Source organism: Spirillospora sp. NPDC052242 (assembly GCF_040679555.1).
In the GTDB taxonomy this organism is placed as follows: Bacteria; Actinomycetota; Actinomycetes; order Streptosporangiales; family Streptosporangiaceae; genus Spirillospora.
The window spans coordinates 112380-132486 of the sequence record NZ_JBFAUZ010000006.1 but is presented as its reverse complement, the minus strand read 5'-3'; the positions used below and the strand labels follow the sequence as shown (position 1 = coordinate 132486).

At 73.1% G+C, this 20107-nt stretch carries 14 protein-coding genes and 1 pseudogene; 8 read left to right on the top strand and 7 right to left on the bottom strand.

The features are described 5' to 3' along the window. Positions 1–21: 21 nt before the first annotated feature. The 4 genes from AB0L25_RS07030 (at position 22) to AB0L25_RS07015 (ending at position 4926) form a co-directional block, all read left to right on the top strand. On the top strand, positions 22–888 hold the full coding sequence (locus AB0L25_RS07030; protein ID WP_500169464.1) for a glutamate ABC transporter substrate-binding protein: 867 nt from the start codon (positions 22–24) through the stop codon (positions 886–888). A gap of 77 nt (positions 889–965) precedes the next feature. Continuing rightward, positions 966–1667: an amino acid ABC transporter permease gene (locus AB0L25_RS07025; protein WP_500169463.1), complete on the top strand. Its 702-nt coding sequence runs from the start codon at positions 966–968 to the stop codon at positions 1665–1667. Further along, positions 1664–2650, top strand: coding sequence for an amino acid ABC transporter permease (locus tag AB0L25_RS07020; RefSeq protein ID WP_500169461.1), 987 nt, complete (start codon positions 1664–1666; stop codon positions 2648–2650). Before AB0L25_RS07025 ends, AB0L25_RS07020 begins: the two co-directional genes overlap by 4 nt. 188 nt (positions 2651–2838) lie before the next feature. Continuing rightward, positions 2839–4926: a S9 family peptidase gene (locus AB0L25_RS07015; RefSeq protein ID WP_500169459.1), complete on the top strand. Its 2088-nt coding sequence runs from the start codon at positions 2839–2841 to the stop codon at positions 4924–4926. Here the strand turns inward: AB0L25_RS07015 and AB0L25_RS07010 are convergent. The 4 genes from AB0L25_RS07010 to recA form a co-directional block, all read right to left on the bottom strand. Further along, positions 4894–6135, bottom strand: coding sequence for a glycerophosphodiester phosphodiesterase family protein (locus AB0L25_RS07010; RefSeq protein WP_500169458.1), 1242 nt, complete (start codon positions 6133–6135; stop codon positions 4894–4896). The genes AB0L25_RS07015 and AB0L25_RS07010 overlap by 33 nt on opposite strands. A 99-nt stretch (positions 6136–6234) precedes the next feature. Then, positions 6235–7794: a ribonuclease Y gene (rny, locus tag AB0L25_RS07005; protein WP_500169593.1), complete on the bottom strand. Its 1560-nt coding sequence runs from the start codon at positions 7792–7794 to the stop codon at positions 6235–6237. Positions 7795–8315: 521 nt separating this feature from the next. Then, complete coding sequence (gene recX / locus AB0L25_RS07000; RefSeq protein WP_500169456.1) at positions 8316–8882, bottom strand: recombination regulator RecX; 567 nt, start codon at positions 8880–8882, stop codon at positions 8316–8318. A gap of 133 nt (positions 8883–9015) precedes the next feature. Beyond that, entirely contained in the window at positions 9016–10134 is a 1119-nt protein-coding gene (gene recA, locus AB0L25_RS06995; protein WP_500169454.1) for a recombinase RecA, read from the bottom strand. 245 nt (positions 10135–10379) lie between these two features. On the opposite strand from recA, the gene AB0L25_RS06990 reads away from it, so the two are divergent. The 3 genes from AB0L25_RS06990 to AB0L25_RS06980 all read left to right on the top strand — a co-directional run bounded on the left by AB0L25_RS06990 (position 10380) and on the right by AB0L25_RS06980 (position 12903). Beyond that, positions 10380–11249, top strand: a complete 870-nt coding sequence (locus AB0L25_RS06990) for an ATP-grasp domain-containing protein (RefSeq protein ID WP_500169452.1) — start codon at positions 10380–10382, stop codon at positions 11247–11249. Positions 11250–11339: 90 nt separating this feature from the next. Then, complete coding sequence (locus AB0L25_RS06985; RefSeq protein WP_500169450.1) at positions 11340–11693, top strand: hypothetical protein; 354 nt, start codon at positions 11340–11342, stop codon at positions 11691–11693. A gap of 4 nt (positions 11694–11697) precedes the next feature. Next, entirely contained in the window at positions 11698–12903 is a 1206-nt protein-coding gene (locus AB0L25_RS06980) for a glutathionylspermidine synthase family protein (protein ID WP_500169448.1), read from the top strand. Positions 12904–12920: 17 nt separating this feature from the next. On the opposite strand, the gene AB0L25_RS06975 is transcribed toward AB0L25_RS06980, so the two are convergent. Together AB0L25_RS06975 and AB0L25_RS06970 are read right to left on the bottom strand one after the other, a co-directional pair. Further along, positions 12921–13115 carry a DUF3046 domain-containing protein gene (locus AB0L25_RS06975; RefSeq protein WP_500169446.1) on the bottom strand — a complete coding sequence of 65 codons (195 nt, stop codon included), beginning with the start codon at positions 13113–13115 and terminating at the stop codon, positions 12921–12923. Positions 13116–13125: 10 nt separating this feature from the next. Further along, complete coding sequence (locus AB0L25_RS06970; RefSeq protein ID WP_500169444.1) at positions 13126–14463, bottom strand: alpha/beta hydrolase fold domain-containing protein; 1338 nt, start codon at positions 14461–14463, stop codon at positions 13126–13128. Positions 14464–14576: 113 nt separating this feature from the next. On the opposite strand from AB0L25_RS06970, the gene AB0L25_RS06965 reads away from it, so the two are divergent. Further along, complete coding sequence (locus AB0L25_RS06965; RefSeq protein ID WP_500169442.1) at positions 14577–19160, top strand: ATP-dependent helicase; 4584 nt, start codon at positions 14577–14579, stop codon at positions 19158–19160. Between the two features lie 86 nt (positions 19161–19246). Here the strand turns inward: AB0L25_RS06965 and AB0L25_RS06960 are convergent. Beyond that, a pseudogene (locus AB0L25_RS06960) lies at positions 19247–20032 on the bottom strand (DMT family transporter); the annotation flags it as partial. Between the last annotated feature and the right edge of the window lie 75 nt (positions 20033–20107).

Sequence of the window (20107 nt, the reverse complement as noted above, 5' to 3'; positions counted from 1 at the left end):
GAAAGAAGCAGAGGAAGAGACATGCGAGCACGTCGTTTCAGCGGCGCCATCGGCGCGGCGGCCGCGCTCTCGCTGGTGCTGAGCGCCTGCGGCAGCGACACCGAGGCCACCGATGCGCAGAGCATCGTGGACCGGGTCAAGGAGAGCAAGAAGATCACGATCGGCGTCAAGTACGACCAGCCGGCGCTGGGCCTGAAGACGCCGAGCGGCGGCGTCGAGGGCTTCGACGTCGACGTCGCCAAGTACGTCGCCAAGGAGCTGGGCGTCCCCGAGGACGGCATCACGTTCAAGGAGACCCGGTCCGCCAACCGGGAGACGTTCATCACCGGCGGCCAGGTCGACCTGATCTTCGCCACCTACTCGATCACGGACTCCCGCAAGAAGCAGGTCACCTTCGGCGGCCCGTACTACGTCGCGCACCAGGACACGATGATCCGCGCCGACGACAAGTCGATCAAGAAGACCACGGACCTCAAGGGCAAGAAGCTCTGCCAGGCCGCGGGCTCGAACTCCTACAAGCGCGTCATCGACCCGCCGCCGGACGGCCAGCTCGACATCGACGCGACCCCGGTCCCCGCCTCCAGCTACTCCGAGTGCGTGGCGAAGCTGAAGGCCGGCGACCTGGACGCGGTGACCACCGACGACCTGATCCTCGCGGGCTTCGCGAAGCAGCAGGAGGGTGAGTTCACGGTCATCAACGACCCGTTCACCGACGAGAAGTACGGCGTCGGCATGCGCAAGGGCGACACCGAGACCTGCGAGGCCGTCAACGCCGCCGTCACGAAGATGTACGAGGACGGCACCGCCGCCAAGCTGCTGGACAAGTGGTTCTCGGGCACCGGCCTGAAGCCGACGACGACGGTTCCGCAGTTCGAGGGCTGCGCCTGACCGTAACGACCGGCCGCGCCGCGCCGGCGTCCCGTCCGCTCGGGGCGCCGGCGCGGCCCTGAACACGCTGGAGTGTCATGGAAGACCTGCTCGGCCTCCTCGACTTCGGCCCGGTCTTCGAGAACGGCGACCGCATCCTCGAAGGCTTCTGGGGGACCATCCGGCTGGCGCTGATGTCGGCGCTGCTGTCGATGGTCATCGGGACGATCGCCGTGTCGTTCCGGGTCGCGCCCATCCCGCTGCTGCGGGTGGTGGGGACCGTTTACGTCAACGTGGTGCGCAACACGCCGCTGACTCTGGTCCTGCTGCTGTGCAGCCTGGGCATCTCCACAACCCTGCAGCTCAAGTTCTCCGATACGAACACCGTGGACGCCTACTGGTGGGCGGTCATCGGGCTCTCGTTCTACACCGGGGCGTTCGTCTGCGAGGTGCTCCGCTCGGGGATCAACACGGTGCCGCTCGGGCAGGCGGAGGCCGCCCGGTCGATCGGGCTGACCTTCATCCAGTCGCTGCGGATGATCATCCTGCCGCAGGCCTTCCGGACGGTCATCGCACCGCTCGGCAGCACGCTCATCGCCATGATCAAGAACACGACCGTGGTGATGGCCGCCGGGTACGCCGAGGCCGCACTGGCGATGTACGAACTGTTCGACGACCCGAACAGCCAGCCGCCCGCGATCCCCCTGTTCATCGCGATCGCGGCGGGCTTCATGGTCCTCACCCTGCCGACCGGGTTCTTCTTCGGCTGGCTGGCCAAGCGAATGGCGGTGGCGCGATGAGCCGGGAGGCCAACGTCCTCTTCGACGCGCCCGGCCCGAGGGCCGAGGCGCGCAACCGGATCCTGACGATCGTCTCGGTCGTCGCCCTGCTGGGCGTCCTCGCGGCGGTCGTCTGGAAGCTCAACGACCGCGACCAGTTCAGGTCCGCGCTGTGGGAGCCGTTCCTGCGGGGCGACGTCTGGACGAACCTGATCCTGCCGGGGCTGTGGAACACGCTGAAGGCCGCCGCGGTGGCCTCGGTGCTCGCGATGCTGTTCGGCGCGGTGTTCGGGCTCGCCCGGCTGTCGGACCACTGGTGGATCCGCGGTCCGGCGGGGGCGGTGGTGGAGTTCTTCCGCGCCATCCCGCTGCTGATCCTGATCTTCCTGGCGTTCTTCGCGCCGCCGCTGGTCAGCCCGGTCATCGCCGAGTCGCCGCTCGGGCAGGCGCAGCGGGTCGTGGTGGACAACTTCCTGTTCCTCTTCGGCGTCGAGATCAACTACGGCGTGGTGACCGTCCCGGCGTTCGCCGCGCTGGTGTTCGGGCTGACGATGTACAACGGGTCCGTCCTGGCCGAGGTGATCCGCGCCGGCGTGCTGTCCATCCCCAAGGGGCAGTCCGAGGCCGCGTACTCGATCGGGCTGCGCAAGAACGGGGTCATGCGGCTGGTGCTGCTCCCCCAGGCGGTCACGGCCATGATGCCCGCGATCGTCAGCCAGCTCGTGGTGCTACTGAAGGACACCGCGCTCGGGTTCATCATCGCCTTCGAGGACCTGCTGCACGCGGGCTTCAAGGTGGTCGGCCCGAACTACCAGAACCTGCTCGCCGCCGCGATCGTCGTCTCGATCATCTACATCGGGATCAACATGTCGCTGAGCGCGGTCGCGACGTGGCTGGAGGCGCGGCTGCGGCGCAACCGCCGGACGTCCGGCCACTCGGTCGCGCCCACGGCGGGGGTTCCCGCGGCGCCCGGGATGGAACCGGAGGACGTCGAGAAGAAGTAGCGTCGCCCCGCGCGTCCGCGAAAGCGCCGCGCGGGACCGAAGGGGCGCCGCCGGCCCGTCCGGCGGCGCCTCTTCGCACGTGGGACGGGATTCCGGGGCGTGTTTACCCGGTCGACGGAGCGTATCTTTCCGAAGTCAAACCGACCGTCATGGCCCCACTGCATCCCCGTATGCGGGACGATTCCGGTATGACCGCTCGTGCGACCCTTCCCCACGGCTCCTGGCCGTCTCCCATCTCCGCGGCCGATGTCGCCCGCGCTCGGCTGCGTCTCGCCTTCCCCTCCGTCGCGGGCGACGACGTGTGGTGGCAGGAGACCCGCCCCGAGGAGGGCGGGCGGAACACGGTCGTCCGCCTGAAGGACGGGCGCCGCACGGAACTGCTGCACGCGCCGTGGGACGCCCGCACGCGCGTCCACGAGTACGGCGGGCGGTCGTACCTGCCGGTGCCGACCGCCGAGGGCACCGCGATCGTCTTCTCCAACTACGAGGACCAGCGGCTGCACCGGCTCGACGAGGGCGACGCCAAGCCGTACCCGCTCACCCCGGAACCGGCCGTCCCGGGCGGGCTCCGCTACGCCGACTACGTGCTGTCCCCCGACGGCGCGGAGGTCTGGTGCGTCTGCGAGGGCCACATCGCCGGCCAGGGCGGCGACGGGGACGGCGCGGACGAGCCGGGCACCGGCATCCGGCGCGCCATCGTCGCCGTCCCGCTCGACGGGAGCGCCGCGGACGACCCCGGCGCGATCCGCGAGCTGGTGTCCGGCGCGGACTTCTACGCCTCGCCCGCACCGTCCCCCGGCGGCGGTCACCTCGCCTGGGTCCAGTGGAACCACCCCCGCATGCCCTGGGACGGGACGGAGCTGCGCGTCGCGGCGATCGAGGACGGCGCCGCGGTCTCGCCCCGCACGGTCAAGGGCGGGCTCAAGGAGTCGGTCCTGGCGCCGCTGTGGGCGGACGACGAGACCCTGTACGTCATCTCGGACTGGCCCGGCTGGTGGAACATCTACCAGGTCGGCCTGCACGGAGAGTCCGCCCAGGCGCTCTACCCCGCCGAGGAGGAGTTCGCGGGCCCCCTGTGGCAGCTGGGCGGCATGCCGTACGCGCTGCTGGGCGACGGGCGCCTGGCCGTCCTGCACGGCGAGGGCGACCTGCGCATCGGAATCTACGACCCCGAGACCCTCGACCTCGAGGACCTCGACGTCCCCTACGCGGACTGGCTGCCGCAGCTCTCCGCGGACGGCACCACGATCGTCGGCATCGGCGGCGCCCCCGACACCCCCCGCACCGTCGTGCGGATCGACACCGCGACGGGCCGCGCCGAGGAACTGCGGGCCGAACTGGAGAACGTCCCGGACGCCGCGTACCTGCCGGCGCCCCGCGCCGAGCGGCTCGAGGGCCCGTTCGGGCGGCCCGTCCACGCGTACGTCTTCCCGCCCGCGAACCCGCTGGCGGGCGGGCCCGCGGACGAGCTGCCCCCGTACGTCGTGTTCGTCCACGGCGGCCCGACCAGCCGCGTCTCCACGGCGCTCGACCTGGAGCGGGCGTACTTCACCAGCCGCGGCATCGGCGTCGTCGACGTCAACTACGGCGGGTCCACCGGGTACGGCCGCACCTACCGCGAGCGGCTCAGCCGCCAGTGGGGGGTCGTCGACGTGGAGGACGCCGTGGCGGCCGCCCAGGCGCTCGTGGAGCGCGGCGTCGCCGACCCCGAGCGGCTCGCCATCCGCGGCGGCTCCGCGGGCGGCTGGACGACGCTCGCGGCCGTCACGCGGACGCGGGTGTTCAGCGCCGCCACGTCCTACTTCGGCGTCACCGACCTGCAGAGCTTCGCCGAGGGCACCCACGACTTCGAGTCGCGCTACCTGTTCGGCCTGATCGGGCCGCTGCCCGGCTTCGAGCGCGCCTACGAGGAGCGCTCGCCGCTGAACCGGGCCCACGAGGCCGCGTGCCCCGTCCTGCTGCTGCAGGGGCTGGACGACCCGATCGTCCCGCCGGACCAGTCCGAGCGGTTCGCGATGGCGCTGGGCGCCGGCGAGACGCCGCACGCGTACCTGACGTTCGAGGGCGAGGCGCACGGCTTCCGCCGGAGCGCCACGATCGTCACGTGCCTGGAGTCGGAGCTGGCCTTCTACGGCCAGGTCCTCGGCTTCGAGCCGCACGGCGTGACGCCGATCGAGCTGACGATGGGCGCCGCACCGGCGACGCAGGCGGAACCGGGCGACGGACCGGGGGACGCCGCCGGGTCAGGGGACGATGTAGGAGGCGATGTCGAGTAGCGCGTGGTCGGGCCCGAAGAACGACACCGTGTCACCGCCGGTGTTGTTCAGGAACCCGGTGGTCAGGCCGTTGTAGTAGGCGTCGGCCCGGTCGGTGCCCGGGCCGACGTGGACGCGCAGCAGGCTGCCGGGCGGGATCACGTACCCGGGGCCGATCCGGAGCAGGTTGCCGGCCTGGTCGCGCAGGCTGCCGCCGCCGACGTCCACGGGCCGTGACGTGGTGTTGCGCAGGACCACGTGCTCACTGTTGCCGGGCTGGACGTCGTCGCCGCTCGGGTTCGGGAAGACGCTGTCCACCACGACGCCGTTCGCCCGGGGGAATGTCCGCTTCGCGCCCTCCAGGACGCGGCGGGCCGTGCCGGGGAAGTTCGACGTGACCCAGTCGTACCCCTGGTTCTCGGCCATGGACACCTCGGCCGGGGAGTCCACCGGGTCGCTGATCACCTTCAACCCCGCGTCGTGCGCCCGCGCGACGTCGGACGCGCTGGTCGCCCGCGGGTGCGCGTAGACCCCGACGGTCCAGCCCGACAGCTCCGCCAGTTCGGCGTCCGGCGGCATCTTCCCGCCGGTCAGGTAGGAGAGCTGCACCTTGGGCGCGGCCGCGTGGAACTCCGCGAGCGCCGCCTTGTCCCGCGAGTGGACGTGCACCCGGTACGCCCCCGACCGCAGCGTCGCGCCGTCGGCGAGGCCGGCCGCGGTCAGCTCCCGGGCGAGCAGCGTCGCCACACCCGGGCTGTTCGCGGGCGACTTCAGCTCCAGCGTGAGGCCGGTCCGCCGGTCCGCGACGTCCAGCAGTTCCCGGACGGTCGGCACGCGCTGGCCCGCGTACCGCGGGTCGAACCACGACCCGGCGTCCAGCCTCTTGATCTCGGCGAGCGTGAACTGGCCCACCTTCCACGGCGCCCGGTCGGGGTAGACCTCCTCCACGTCCGTGGTCCGGACGAGCGTGTCGTCGTGCAGGAGCACGAGCTCGCGGTCCGCGGTGAGCTGGACGTCGCCCTCCAGGACGTCCGTGCCCTCGCGGAGCGCGTTGCGGTAGGAGGCGAGCGTCTCCTCCGGCGCCTGGCCCGGCGAGCCGCGATGGCCGAGGATCAGCGCGTCCGTCCGCGCGCCGGCGCCGGGGCGGTCGGGGGCCGCCTGGGCGATCCCGGTGACGGCGAGCGCGGCGGCGAGCACGCCGCCGCCCGCGAGCATGGAGACCCTGTTCACGCATGTCCTTCCGGTGAGCCGACCCTGCGATGATCATGGCACCAGATTTCGGACGTTCGTCTTGCGTCTGAACTTTTGCCCAAAAAGCGGCCGTCCGGGTCAGCGGGCGAACTCGGTGGCACGCGACTCCCGCACCACGGTGACGCGGATCTGCCCCGGGTAGGTCAGCTCGTCCTCGACCTGCTTGGCGATGTCGCGGGCGATCACCTGCGCCTGGATGTCGTCGACCGAGTCCGGCTTCACCATCACCCGGACCTCGCGGCCCGCCTGCATCGCGAACACCTTCTCCACGCCCTCGTGCTTGTCCCGGGCGATCTCCTCGAGCCGCTCCAGCCGCTTGACGTACGCCTCCAGCGACTCCCGCCGCGCGCCCGGACGGCTGCCGCTGACGGCGTCCGCGGCCTGCGTGAGCACCGCCTCCACCGTCCGCACCTCGACCTCGTTGTGGTGCGCCTCGATCGCGTGCACCACGTCCTCGGGCTCGCCGTACCGGCGGGCGATCTCCGCGCCGATCAGCGCGTGGCTGCCCTCGACCTCGTGGGTGAGCGCCTTGCCGATGTCGTGCAGCAGCGTGCCGCGCTTGGCGATGTCCACCGGCAGCCGCAGCTCGCCCGCCATGATCCCGGCGATGTGCGCCGACTCGATCAGGTGCTTGAGGACGTTCTGGCCGTAGGACGTCCGGTACCGCAGCCGGCCGAGCAGCGCGATCAGCTCCGGGTGCATGTCGGCGATGCCCACGTCGACGAGGGCGTCCTCGCCGGCCCGCACGCACAGCTGCTCGACGTCCCGCTTGCTGCGCTCGTAGACCTCCTCGATGCGCTGCGGGTGGATCCGCCCGTCCAGGACGAGCTTCTCCAGCGTCAGCCGCCCGACCTCGCGGCGCACGGGGTCGAAGCAGCTCAGCAGGACGGCCTCGGGGGTGTCGTCGATGATGAGGTTCACGCCGGTGGTCGTCTCGAACGCCCGGATGTTGCGGCCCTCGCGGCCGATGATGCGGCCCTTCATCTCGTCGCCGGGCAGGTGCAGGACCGACACGACCGACTCGGCGGTCTGCTCGCTCGCGATCCGCTGGATCGCCAGCGTGACGATCTTGCGGGCGCGCTTCTCGCCCTCCTGCCGCGCCGTGTTCTCGATCTCCCGGGTGATGGGGATGGCCTCGCGCTTGGCCTGGTTCTCGATGGACGCGACCAGCTCGGCCTTCGCCTGCTCGGCGGTGAGCCCCGCCGCCCGCTCCAGGACCAGCCGCCGCGCCTCCTCGACGCCGTCCAGCTCCCGCCCGCGCTCCTCGAGGGCCCGCTCGGTGACGGTGAGCCGGCCCGACCACGTCTCCAGCCGCCGCGCCTCGCCGTCCAGCCGCCGCTCCCGCTCGGCCAGCCGCGCCTCCCGGCGCTCGAGGTCCTCACGGAGGGCGCGCAGCTCGTCCCGGACGGCCGTGGCCTCCCGCTCGGTCGCCGCGCGGGACTCCGACTCGAGCCGCCGCGCCTCGCCCTCGGCCCGGTCCAGGAGCTCGCGGCCCTGCCGCTCGGCGTTCGTCCGGACCTCGTCGGCCTCGCTCCGCGCGAGCGCCAGCTCGGCCGCCGCCTTCCCCGACACGCCGGGGCGCCACAGGATCACGATGACGAGAGCGACCAGGGTCACCAGCAGCGCTGCACCCAGCAGGACGCTCTCCATGAGGCAGATCCTTCCTCGCCGTCGGGTCCCGTACGGAGTTCGAAACCCCTGCCTAGCGAGGATTTACTCGCGCCCTGCGGACGGCCGGGGACACGGCGACGCCATCACCGGGCCGCGCCACGCGCGTCCCGGAGATCCGGCCGAGTCCAGATCGGCGAACGTGTCCCTGATGCCTCTCAGCTGCTCGAACGTGTTCGGTCCTATGGCAATCCGCACTAGGCGGAGTAACTCCTCACTGCCGTAACGGTAAGCGGCATGGAGGTAATGAGCAAGCAAACACAGGGCATTCCGGACTAACCGCGCGCGAACGTGATGCCTTCCTTACCGGCCCGTGTCCCGCATCACCGCAGGCAGCGCCCCCACCCCTGCCGCCCAACCGCCCGAGGACCACCCCCAACGGAAACCGAACGCCCCTCGGATTCCCCCGCCACCCCACCTTTACGGTCCCACCGACTCCCCTCCCCCACGTCCGAAACCCCGCCCGAACACCCGAGGGGCGGGCGGCGGGGTCAGTCGAGGGGGAGGTCTTCCGGAGGGGCATCGGGGTCGTCGAGGTCGGTGCCTTCGGCGGCGAGGGCCTCCTTGACGACGCGGTAGGCGAGGCCGGGCGGGTAGCCCTTGCGGGCGAGCATGCCGACGAGGCGGCGCATCCGCTTGGCGGGGTCGACGCCGCGGGTGGCGGGGAGGCGGCGGGCGACGAGGGCGCGGGCGGTCTCCTCCTCGCGGGCGGGGTCGAGGGTCTCGACGGCGTCGTTGACGGTCTCGTCGGCGACGCCGCGGCGGCGCAGTTCGGCGGCGAGGGCGCGTTTGGCGAGGCCCCGGCCGGCGTGCCGGGACTGCACCCACGCCTGCGCGAACGCCTCGTCGTCGATGAGCCCGACGTCGGTGAACCGGGACAGGACGCGCTCGGCGACGTCGTCCGGGACGTCCTTGCGGCGGAGGGCGTCGGCGAGTTGCGCGCGGGTCCGCGGGGAGCCGGTGAGCAGCCGCAGGCAGATGTCGCGGGCCCGGGCCTCCGGGTCCCGCGCCTCGGCCGCCGGACGCGACGGGGCGTCGTCGTTCGGGTCGCCGTTCATGCCGCGGGAGCGGCGGCGCCACCGGGGAAGGTCCGGGCACCGGCGCGCCGGTGCCGGGTCAGGCGCCGCCGCCCTACATACGAGATCATCGCCTACTCTTCGTCAGGAGTCACCCATATCGCGGGATTCACCGTCAGGAATCACCGGCCTTGGCCTTGGCGGTCTTCTTGGCGGGCGGCGCCTTGACGGGCGCGGCGGCGGGGGCCGGGGGCGCCGCGGCGGCGTCCGCCGGGACGGGCTCGGCCTCCTTGTCGACCTTCGGGCCGATGCCGAGCTTCTCCTTGATCTTCTTCTCGATCCCGTCGGCCATGTCCGGGTTGGCCTTGAGGAAGTTGCGGGCGTTCTCCTTGCCCTGGCCCAGCTGGTCGCCGTCGTAGGTGTACCAGGCGCCGGACTTGCGGACGAACCCGTGCTCGACGCCGAGGTCGATCAGGCCGCCCTCGCGGCTGATGCCCTGGCCGTACAGCAGGTCGAAGTCGGCGACCCGGAAGGGCGGGGCCATCTTGTTCTTGACGACCTTGACCCGGACGCGGTTGCCGACGGCCTCGGTGCCGTCCTTGAGCGTCTCGATGCGGCGCACGTCCAGCCGGACGGACGCGTAGAACTTCAGCGCCCGGCCGCCGGTCGTGGTCTCCGGGGAGCCGAACATGACGCCGACCTTCTCGCGGAGCTGGTTGATGAAGATCGCGGTGGTCTTGGTCTGGTTGATCGCGCCGGTGAGCTTGCGCAGCGCCTGCGACATCAGGCGGGCCTGGAGACCGACGTGGCTGTCGCCCATCTCGCCCTCGATCTCGGCGCGCGGGACGAGCGCCGCGACGGAGTCGATGACGACGATGTCGATCGCGCCGGAGCGGATCAGCATGTCGGTGATCTCGAGGGCCTGCTCGCCGGTGTCGGGCTGGGAGACCAGCAGGGCGTCGATGTCGACGCCGAGATTCTTGGCGTACTCGGGGTCGAGGGCGTGCTCGGCGTCCACGAACGCGGCGATGCCGCCCTTCTTCTGGACGCTGGCCACGGCGTGCAGCGCGATCGAGGTCTTGCCGGAGCCCTCCGGCCCGTAGACCTCGACGACGCGGCCGCGGGGCAGCCCGCCGATGCCGAGCGCGATGTCGAGGGAGATCGCGCCGGTCGGGATCACCTCGACCGGCGCCCGGGCCTCCTCGCCCATCCGCATGACCGAGCCCTTGCCGAACTGCCGCTCGATCTGCGCGAGGGCGGTCTCGAGAGCCTTCTCCCTGTCGTTCGCTGCCATGAGATGTCCTTATTCGTCGTGACTGTCGGCTCTCTGGCCGCTGTTTGCGATGTCGAGGGCGACGTTACGGCGGGCCACCGACATTTTCGACCGCCCGGCGCGACTGTGGACGACGGCGCGGGCGGGGACCAGCTTACCGAACACTCGTTCGATCATCGTCCGGTGCGCCGTTTCGGTCGGAATCTCCGTGCGCGTCCGGGCCGCGTCCCCGTACGCTGGCTGCGTCCACGGAGGGGTATCCCATCATGACGCTGACCGTCCTCTTCTGCGTCGATCCGCTGCACCCCCGGCGCGTTGACCCCCACTTCACCCGCGAGGCCGCGGCCGTGCGGGACCACTACGGCGAGATCGCCCTCATCGACCACGACGCCGTGCGGCGCGGCGACGCCGCCGAGGCGGTGCGCCGGGTGCCGGAGGGCCTGGGCGCCGTCTGGTACCGGGGCTGGATGCTGTCGGCCGGCGAGTACGCGGCGCTGGCGGCCGCGCTGAAGGCGCGCGGGGCGGCGCTGCTGACGCACCCGGACGACTACCGGCGCGCCCACGAGCTGCCGGGGTGGCACGACACGTTCGCCGGGCTGACGCCGCACAGCGTGTGGCGGCCGCTGCCGCCGGGCGGCGACCCGGGCGGGGCGGCCGAGCTGGCGGAGCTGGTGCGGCCGCTGGGCCCCGGCCCCGGCATCGTGAAGGACTACGTGAAGTCGTGCAAGCACGAGTGGGACGAGGCGTGCTTCGTGCCCGACGTGCACAACGCCGCCCGGCTCCGCGACGTCGCCGTGAAGATGATCGCCCTGCGCGGCGACTTCCTCGCGGGCGGGCTGGTCGTGCGGGAGTTCGAGGAGTTCGTCGGCGCGGGCGAGGCCCGCGTGTGGTGGGTGGACGGCGAGCCGGTGCTGACGGGGCCGCATCCCGACAGCCCCGACGTGGAGCCCGTCCCGGACGTCGCGGACGTGGCGCCCGCCGTGCGGGCGCTCGGCTGCCGGTTCATCACCACCGACCTGGCGCGCCGGTCGGACGGCCGGTGGCGGGTGGTGGAGGTCGGCGACGGCCAGGTCAGCGACCTGCCCTCCACGGTGGACGCGATGGACCTGTTCGCCCACCTCCCGGTGCCCGATTAGTCCTTTGTTCCGTTCCAGCGGGAACCGGGCTCCGTTTCGCCGCGTCTCATTCCTTCAAAACCTCCGTCACGCCGAAGGGATGTGCTCTCCATGCCACCTCAGGAGCCCGCCCGCCGGCTCAGGTCCCGTGCCGTGAAGGTCGGGATGGTGAGCGCGCTCTCGGTGACCCTGGTCGCCTGCGGGTCGAAGTCGACGGTCGCCCGCTGCGTCGACCGCGACGATCCGGGCGGCCGCAAGGTGGTGTCCGACTCGTACTGCGACCGGGACGACATCGACGACGGCGGCTCGTACGGCTCGTACTACTGGTACTACGGCGGCAGCGTCCGGAACGGCTACGCGTCGGGCGGCTCGACGGTCCGGCCGAAGGGCACGATCAAGTCCAGGAACGGGACGACGCTGAGCCGGGGCGGGTTCGGCGGCCGCGGCGGCGGGGGCGGGGGCTGATCCGATGCGCCGCATGCGTTCGACGCCGCGGGACGGCTGGGCGGAGAAGGTCGAGTCGCACGGGCTGGCCTTCCACCGGACCGCGCACCCCGAGCACCTGAGCCGTCCCTACTGGGACGAGTCGGTGCACTACGTCTTCGACCTGGACGAGATCCTCGAGCTGGAGCGGGTCGTCGAGGAACTGCACGGCATGTGCCTGCAGGTGGTGGACCACGTGGTGTCCACCGGCCGCTACCACGTGCTGGGCATCCCCGAGTGGGTCGCGCCGCTGATCGAGGCGTCGTGGCGGCGCGGCGACCCGCACCTGTACGGGCGGTTCGACCTGCGTTACGACGGGCGGGGCCCCGCGAAGCTGCTGGAGTACAACGCCGACACCCCGACGGCGCTCGTCGAGAGCTCGGTCGTCCAGTGGTTCTGGCTCCAGGACGTCTATCCGGACGACGACCAGTGGAACTCGATCCACGAGCGTCTCGTCGCGCGCTGGAAGGACATCGCGCCGAGCCTCGACGGGGACCTGGCGCACTTCGCGTGGACGACGGACGACGAGAGCGGCGAGGAGGTCATGACGATCGCCTACATGCAGGAGACCGCCGAGGAGGCGGGGCTTGCGGGCACGGCGATCGCCATGGAGGACGTCGGCTGGGACGCGGCGCGCCGCCGGTTCGTCGATCTGGAGGAGCGGGAGATCCGGACGCTCTGCAAGCTGTACCCGTGGGAGTGGATCGTCGCGGAGCCGTTCGGCCGCAACATCCGGTTCGGGTCCACGTCCTGGATCGAGCCCATCTGGAAGATGGTGCTGTCGAACAAGGCGCTGCTGGTGCTGCTGTGGGAGCTGTTCCCCGATCACCCGAACCTGCTGCCGACGTATCTGAACACCCCGTCGAACCTGACGTCGTACGTGCAGAAGCCGCTGCTGGGCCGGGAGGGCGCGAGCATGCGGATCGTGACGCCGGACGGCGGCGAGCAGCGCACGCAGGGCGAGTACGGCGCGGAGGGGTTCGTGTTCCAGGAGTTCTGCGCGCTGCCGGACTTCGACGGCGAGCACCCGGTGCTGGGCGCGTGGGTCGTGCACGACGGGGCGGCCGGGATCGGCATCCGGGAGACGTCGGGGCTCATCACCGACGACACGTCGTCGTTCGTCCCGCACCGGGTCGTGGCCCCGGCGAAGACGTCGCCGGTGAAGGAGAGGACGTCCCTCCTGAAGAGGTGACGTGCCGAACCCGTGGCCTACCGGAGTCGCGAGGGGACGTCGAACGTGGCGACGACGGCCTGCCAGACCCGCTTGGCGGACTCGCCGTCGGCGAGCGCCTGCTCGATGGTGCGGCCGCCCAGGTCGGCGATGACGTAATCCTTGGCGACGCTCTCGGCGTAGCCCTTGCCGAACTGTTCGTTCATCCGTTCCCAGAAAACCGTGAGCCGCACGCCTCCCACGCTATCCGACGGCGCCGTCCGGTGATGCCCCGTCCGGTGACGCCCCGTCCGGTGATGCCCCGTCCAGGGAGTCGGCGACCTCGCCGGGGACGGCCGGTCCCGTGCCCTGCCGGTACTGGCGGTGCAGGCCGGTGAGGTACCGCTCGACGCCTTCGACGACGCGGGCGGTCCGGTAGGAGGGGAACACGTCGAACGCGTGCTGGCCGCCCCGCATCTCCGCGTACAGGACGGGCGCGCGGGAGACGGCGCGGAGCCGTTCGACGAACCGGCGGGCCTCGGGAACGGGGACGAGCGAGTCGTGGCTGCCGTGGACGACGAAGAAGGGCGGCGCGTCCTCGCGTATGTGGGTGACCGGTGACGCCTTGGCGTACGCGTCGCGGTTCTCCGCGAACGGCAGCTTCACGATCCACCGTTCCACGAGCCTGGTGGAGCCGAAGGGGACGGGCCAGGGGCCGGGCTCGCAGAAGTCGTACACGCCGTAGAAGGGGACGGCGCCCTGGACGGACGTGTCCGCGTCCTCGAAGCCGGGCTGGAAGTCGGGGTCGTTCGCGGTGAGCGCGACCATCGCGGCGAGGTGGCCCCCGGCGGAACCGCCGGTCACGCAGAGGAAGTCGGGATCGGCGCCGTAGTCCGCCGCGTGCTCGCGGTACCAGGCGAGGAACCGCTTCAGGTCGACGAGGTGGTCGGGCCAGGTGGCGCGGGGGCTGAGCCGGTAGTTGACGTTGAATCCCACCCAGCCTTGGACGGCCATGTGGTTGAGCAGGGGCAGACCTTGCTCGCGCTTGTCGCCGATGATCCATCCTCCGCCGTGGATCTGCATGAGCCCCGGGCGCAATGCCCCCTCGTCTCCCGCCTCCCCCCGGGCCGGTTCGGCGGCCGGCCGGTACACGTCGAGCTTCAGGCGGAGCCGTCCGTCCTCGTGGAAGGTGATGTTGCGTTGCACCCGCACTCCCCTGCGCGGGACGAGGCACAGCGGCGGGACGATCAGGTGGGAGCGCGGGTAGCGCGGCGCGGGCGCGGGGTCGAGCTTGAACGGGACGCCGCATTCCCGCAGGGTGACGGTGGTCCGGCGGGCGGCGGCGATGGTCCCGGCGAGGCCGGCGGCCCCGGCGGTGCCGAGGGCGAGGCCCGTCCAGCCGGCCCAGCCGTCCAGTCCGCCGTTCCACGCCGCGAGGACGAGCGCGGCGGCCTCGGCGGCGAGCAGGTGGGGCGCGAGCTCGATCGTCCACCAGCCTGCGAAGAAGCTCGGCGCGAGCAGCACGGGGTTCTTGCCGGGCCGGTGCGCGTTGACGGCGAGCAGGGCGAACAGGATCCCGAGGGCCAAAAGGGCGAAGGGCATGGCGGCTCCCTGAGGACGGTCGCCGCCCAGACTGCCCTGACAAGCGCTTGCTTACAATGTGACGCGCGCCACCCGCGTCCCGTTCTGTCGGACCCGCGAGGCAAGATGGCGCCATGGGCGGTGACGTGCTCGAACGCTTTTCCCCGGCGACGCGCGAGTGGTTCGCGGGGGCGTTCGCCGCGCCCACCGCCGCCCAGGCCGGCGCGTGGGACTCCGTCTCCGGCGGCGACAACACGCTCGTCGTGGCGCCGACCGGGTCCGGCAAGACGCTCGCCGCGTTCCTGTGGTCGCTCGACCGGCTCACCGCCGGTCCCCCACCGGGCGCCGACCCGCTGCGCCGCTGCCGCGTGCTGTACGTGTCGCCGCTGAAGGCCCTGGCCGTGGACGTCGAGCGCAACCTGCGCGCGCCGCTGACCGGCATCCGGCACGCCGCGCGCCGCCTCGGCCTCCCCGAACCGGACGTCCGGGTCGGGATGCGGTCGGGAGACACCCCGGCCGACGAGCGGCGGCGGCTGGCCGCCAAGCCGCCCGACATCCTGATCACCACGCCCGAGTCGCTGTTCCTGCTGCTCACCTCGCAGGCGCGCGAGTCGCTGCGCGGCGTCGAGACGGTCATCGTGGACGAGGTGCACGCGGTGGCGGGCACCAAGCGCGGCGCGCACCTGGCGCTGTCCCTGGAACGCCTGGACGCGCTGCTGGAGCGGCCCGCGCAGCGGATCGGGCTGTCGGCGACCGTCCGCCCCACCGACGAGATCGCGGCGTTCCTCGGCGGGACGCGGCCCGCGCGGGTCGTGCAGCCCCCGTCCGACAAGGTCTTCGACCTCGACATCGTCGTCCCCGTGGAGGACATGGGCGAGGTCGGGCAGTTCGTGGACGACTCGGGCGCCGCCGACCCGCGGCAGCGGAGCATCTGGCCGCACGTGGAGGATCGCCTCCTCGACCTGATCGAGGCGCACCGCTCGACGCTCGTCTTCGCCAACTCGCGGCGGCTCGCCGAACGGCTCTGCGGGCGGCTCAACGAGCTGGCGTACGAGCGCGCGACCGGCGAGGCGCTCCCCGAGAACCACTCCCCCGCCGAGGCGATGGCGCAGGCCGGGGCCGCGAAGGGCGCGCCCGGCGAGATCGCCCGCGCGCACCACGGGTCGGTGTCCAAGGAGGAGCGGGCCGCGATCGAGAACGCGCTGAAGGAGGGGCGGCTGCCCGCGGTCGTGGCGACGTCCAGCCTGGAGCTGGGCATCGACATGGGCGCGGTCGACCTGGTCGTCCAGGTCGAGTCGCCGCCGTCGGTGGCGAACGGGCTGCAGCGCGTCGGGCGGGCCGGGCACCAGGTCGGCGCGGTCTCCAAGGGCGTGATCTTCCCGAAGTACCGGGGCGACCTGGTGCAGACGGCCGTGGTCGCCGAGCGGATGCGCGGCGGCGAGATCGAGGAGCTGCGGTACCCGCGCAACCCCCTGGACGTCCTGGCGCAGCAGATCGTCGCGATGACGGCGATGGACGAGTGGCCGGTCGACGACCTGGAGGCGCTGGTCAAGCGGGCCGCGCCGTACGCGACGCTGCCGCGCTCGGCGCTCGAGGCGACCCTCGACATGCTCGCGGGCCGCTACCCGGGCGACGAGTTCGGCGAGCTGCGCCCCCGCCTCGTGTGGGACCGGGTGAACGGCACCCTCAACGCCCGTCCCGGCGCGCAGCGGCTCGCGGTGACCAGCGGCGGGACGATCCCCGACCGCGGCCTGTTCGGCGTGTTCCTCGTCGGCGAGAAGGCGTCGCGGGTCGGGGAGCTGGACGAGGAGATGGTGTACGAGTCGCGCGTCGGCGACGTGTTCGTGCTCGGCGCCAGCTCGTGGCGCATCGAGGACATCACGCCCGACCGGGTGCTGGTGTCGCCCGCGCCGGGGCAGCCGGGCAAGCTGCCGTTCTGGCACGGCGACGCGCTCGGCCGTCCCGCCGAGCTGGGCCGCGCGCTCGGCTCGTTCACCCGCGAGCTGTCCGGGCTGGCCGAGGACGACGCGCGCGGGCGGGTGACGGCCGCCGGGCTGGACGGGTTCGCCGCCGCGAACCTCGTGTCGTACCTCGCGGAGCAGCGGGAGTCGACCGGCCACGTGCCCGACGACCGGACGATGGTCGTGGAGCGGTTCCGCGACGAGCTGGGCGACTGGCGGATGGTGGTGCACTCGCCGCTGGGCGCGCGCGTCCACGCGCCGTGGGCCCTCGCCATCGCGGGGCGGCTGCGCGAGCGGTACGGGGTCGACGCGCAGGCCATGCACGCCGACGACGGCATCGTCATCCGCGTCCCCGACATGGAGGACCCGCCCGGCCTGGACGTCGCCGTGTTCGACCCCGACGACGTCGAGCGGATCGTCGTCGACGAGCTGGGCGGGTCGGCGCTGTTCGCGGCCCGGTTCCGGGAGTGCGCGGCGCGCTCGCTGCTGCTGCCCCGCAACCGGCCGGGCAAGCGGATGCCGCTGTGGCAGCAGCGGCAGCGGGCGGCGCAGCTGCTGTCGGTCGCGAGCAAGTACCCGTCGTTCCCGATCGTGCTGGAGACGATGCGGGAGTGCCTGCAGGACGTGTTCGACGTCCCGGGGTTCGTCCAGCTCATGCGGGACGTGTCGGGGCGGCGGGTCCGGCTCGTGGAGGTCGAGACGCCGCAGCCGTCCCCGTACGCGCGCTCGCTCCTCTTCCACTACGTCGGCGCGTTCATGTACGAGGGCGACTCGCCGCTCGCGGAGCGCCGCGCGCAGGCGCTCGCGCTCGACACCTCGCTGCTGGCGGAGCTGCTCGGCCAGGCCGACCTGCGCGAGCTGCTCGACCCGGAGGTCGTCGCCGACACCGAACGCGAGCTGCAGCGCCTCGCCGAGGACCGGCGCGCCCGCGACCTGGAGGGCGTCGCCGACCTGCTGCGCGCGCTCGGCCCGCTGACGACGGCCGAGGTCGCCGACCGCTCCCTCGGGACGGAGTCGGCGCACTGGCTCGCGGAGCTGGAGGCGACCCGGCGGGCGATCCGGGTGCGCGTCGCGGGGGCCGAGCACTGGGCCGCGATCGAGGACGCCGGGCGGCTCCGCGACGCGCTCGGCGCGCCGCTGCCCGTCGGGCTCCCGGAGGCGTTCCTGGAGCCGGTGGACGACCCCCTCGGCGACCTGGTCTCCCGGTACGCGCGGACGCACGGCCCGTTCCGGGCGGCCGACGCCGCGACGCGGTTCGGGCTCGGCCCGGCCGTGGTCGTGGAGACGCTGCGGCGGCTCGCCGCCGCCGGCCGCGTCGCGGAGGGCGAGTTCCTGCCGGTCGAGGCGGTGTCGGGGCCGCTGACGAACGAGTGGTGCGACGCCGGGGTGCTGCGGACGCTGCGGCGCCGCTCCCTCGCGCGGCTGCGCGCGGAGGTCGAGCCGTCCCCGCCCGAGGCGCTCGGGAGGTTCCTGCCCGCGTGGCACGGCGTGACCGGCGGGTCGCGGCTGCGCGGCGTCGACGCGCTCGTCCAGGCGATCGAGCAGCTGCAGGGCGCGGCCGTCCCGGCGTCCGCGCTGGAGACGCTGGTCCTGCCGTCGCGGGTGCCCGGCTACTCCCCCGCCATGCTGGACGAGCTGACGTCGGCGGGCGAGGTCGTCTGGGCCGGGCAGGGCGGCCTGCCCGGCGGGGACGGCTGGATCGCGCTGTACCTGGCCGACACGGCGCCGCTGCTCATGCCGGAGCCGGCCGAGATCACCGTCACGCCGGTGCACGAGGCGGTGCTGGCGGCGCTCGGCGACGGCGGCGCGCTGTTCTTCCGCACGCTGTCCGACCGCGTGAACCGGGACGTCACCGCCGCCGACGCCGACCTGGTCACCGCCGTCTGGGACCTCGTGTGGGCGGGGGTCCTCACCAACGACACGCTGGCCCCGCTGCGCGCCGCGCTCGGGTCGGGGCGGCCGACGCACCGGTCGCGGCCGTCGCGGCGGGGCCGTCCGGTGCTCCCGTCGCGGACCGGCCCGCCGGCGGTCGCGGGCCGCTGGTGGCCGCTGCCGGAGCGGGAGGGCGCCGCGACGCTGCGGTCGACCGCGCTGGCGGAGGCGCTGCTGGAGCGGTACGGCATCGTCATCCGGGGCGCGGTGGCGGCGGAGCGGACGCCCGGCGGGTTCGCCGGCGTCTACCCGGTGCTGCGCGCGTTCGAGGAGAGCGGGCGGTGCCGCCGGGGCTACTTCGTGGAGGGGCTCGGCGCCGCGCAGTTCGCGCTGCCGGGCGCCGTCGACCGGCTCCGCGCGCTGCGCCCCGCCGCCCCCGCCGCGCCGGACGACCTGTCCGCGCTGTGGGAGACGCCCGCCCCGCCTCCGGGTGCCCGGCGGGAGCGGGCCGACCGGGCGCTCGTCCTGGCCGCCGCCGATCCCGCCAACCCGTACGGCGCCGCGCTGCCGTGGCCGCCGCGCGACGACGAGGCGATCAGCGGGCACAAGCCGGGCCGCAAGGCCGGGGCGCTGGTCGTGCTGGTCGAGGGCCGGCTGGTCCTCTACGTGGAGCGCGGCGGGCGCACGCTGCTGACCTGGGACGACGACGCCGCGGTCCTGCAACCGGCGGTGGACGCGCTGGCGCTCGCCGTCCGGGAGGGCGCGCTCGGCAAGCTCACCGTGGAGCGGGCGGACGGCGCCGCGATCGCCGGGTCGCCGCTCGCCGCCGCGCTGGAGTCGGCGGGTTTCCACCCGACGCCGAAGGGCCTGCGGTTGCGCGCCTGACCCGCCGTCTCCCGGGGCGGGCGGAGCGCCACCGCCACGGCGGCGGCGCACACCAGGACGCCGAGCAGCGAGAGCGGCGGCAGCGTGCTGCCGAACAGCGCCCAGCCGCCGATCATCGTGGTGGGCGGCGTCAGGTAGAGCAGTGCCGACACCCGCGCCACGCCCGTCCGGCGGACGTTGACCCAGTACAGGCCGTAGCCGCCGAACATCGCGAGCACCACCAGCACGGCGATGGCGGCCCAGAAGCCCGGCTCGGCGGGCGGGACGAGCGCGCCTTCGGCCGCCGCGAGGCCCGAGAACAGGACGGCGCTCACCGCGGCCTGGACGGTCAGCGCCTCCATCACGCCGACGGCCGGGCGGGCGCGGCGCTCGACGAGGGTGGCGGCGACGAGGCTCAGCATCGCGCCGAACGGCAGGAGGTACGCCCAGGCGGGGGCGCCGCCGCCCAGTTCCCCGCCGACCACGAGGGCGACGCCGCCGAGGCCGCCGACGAATCCGGCGAGCTGCCGCCGGCCGATCGACTCGCCGAGCAGCGGGACGGCCAGGGCGACGGCGACGAGCGGCTGCAACGCGGCGACCAGGCTGCTGACGCCCGCGTCGACCCCCTGCTGGGACGCCTCGAAGACGCCGTAGAGGTAGCCGCCCTGCCCGAGGAGGCCGATCAGCACGTGCAGGGCGAGGTCGCGGCGCGGGATGCGCGGCCGCCGCCAGGCGAACCACAGCGCGAGGAGGGGCAGTGCGGTGATGAACCGCCAGGCCAGCAGGGTGCTCGCGGGCGCGCTCTGGGCGCCGAGCTCGGCGCCGATGAAGCCCGAGCTCCACAGGACGACGAATCCGGCGCCGAGCAGGGCGTCCGTGCGGTGCGGTGCCATGCGGGTCCTCCCGGACGATCGAGGTATACATACCGGTATAGCTACACACTACCCATACCGGTGGGTATACTCGTG

Coding starts and splice junctions, on each gene's coding strand:
- AB0L25_RS06990 (WP_500169452.1), top strand. CDS start 10,380: ATGACGCTGACCGTCCTCTTCTGCGTCGATCCGCTGCACCCCCGGCGC.
- recA (WP_500169454.1), bottom strand. CDS start 10,134: ATGGCAGCGAACGACAGGGAGAAGGCTCTCGAGACCGCCCTCGCGCAG.
- AB0L25_RS07030 (WP_500169464.1), top strand. CDS start 22: ATGCGAGCACGTCGTTTCAGCGGCGCCATCGGCGCGGCGGCCGCGCTC.
- AB0L25_RS06985 (WP_500169450.1), top strand. CDS start 11,340: ATGCCACCTCAGGAGCCCGCCCGCCGGCTCAGGTCCCGTGCCGTGAAG.
- AB0L25_RS07025 (WP_500169463.1), top strand. CDS start 966: ATGGAAGACCTGCTCGGCCTCCTCGACTTCGGCCCGGTCTTCGAGAAC.
- AB0L25_RS06980 (WP_500169448.1), top strand. CDS start 11,698: ATGCGCCGCATGCGTTCGACGCCGCGGGACGGCTGGGCGGAGAAGGTC.
- AB0L25_RS07020 (WP_500169461.1), top strand. CDS start 1,664: ATGAGCCGGGAGGCCAACGTCCTCTTCGACGCGCCCGGCCCGAGGGCC.
- AB0L25_RS07015 (WP_500169459.1), top strand. CDS start 2,839: ATGACCGCTCGTGCGACCCTTCCCCACGGCTCCTGGCCGTCTCCCATC.
- AB0L25_RS06970 (WP_500169444.1), bottom strand. CDS start 14,463: ATGCCCTTCGCCCTTTTGGCCCTCGGGATCCTGTTCGCCCTGCTCGCC.
- recX (WP_500169456.1), bottom strand. CDS start 8,882: ATGAACGGCGACCCGAACGACGACGCCCCGTCGCGTCCGGCGGCCGAG.
- AB0L25_RS06965 (WP_500169442.1), top strand. CDS start 14,577: ATGGGCGGTGACGTGCTCGAACGCTTTTCCCCGGCGACGCGCGAGTGG.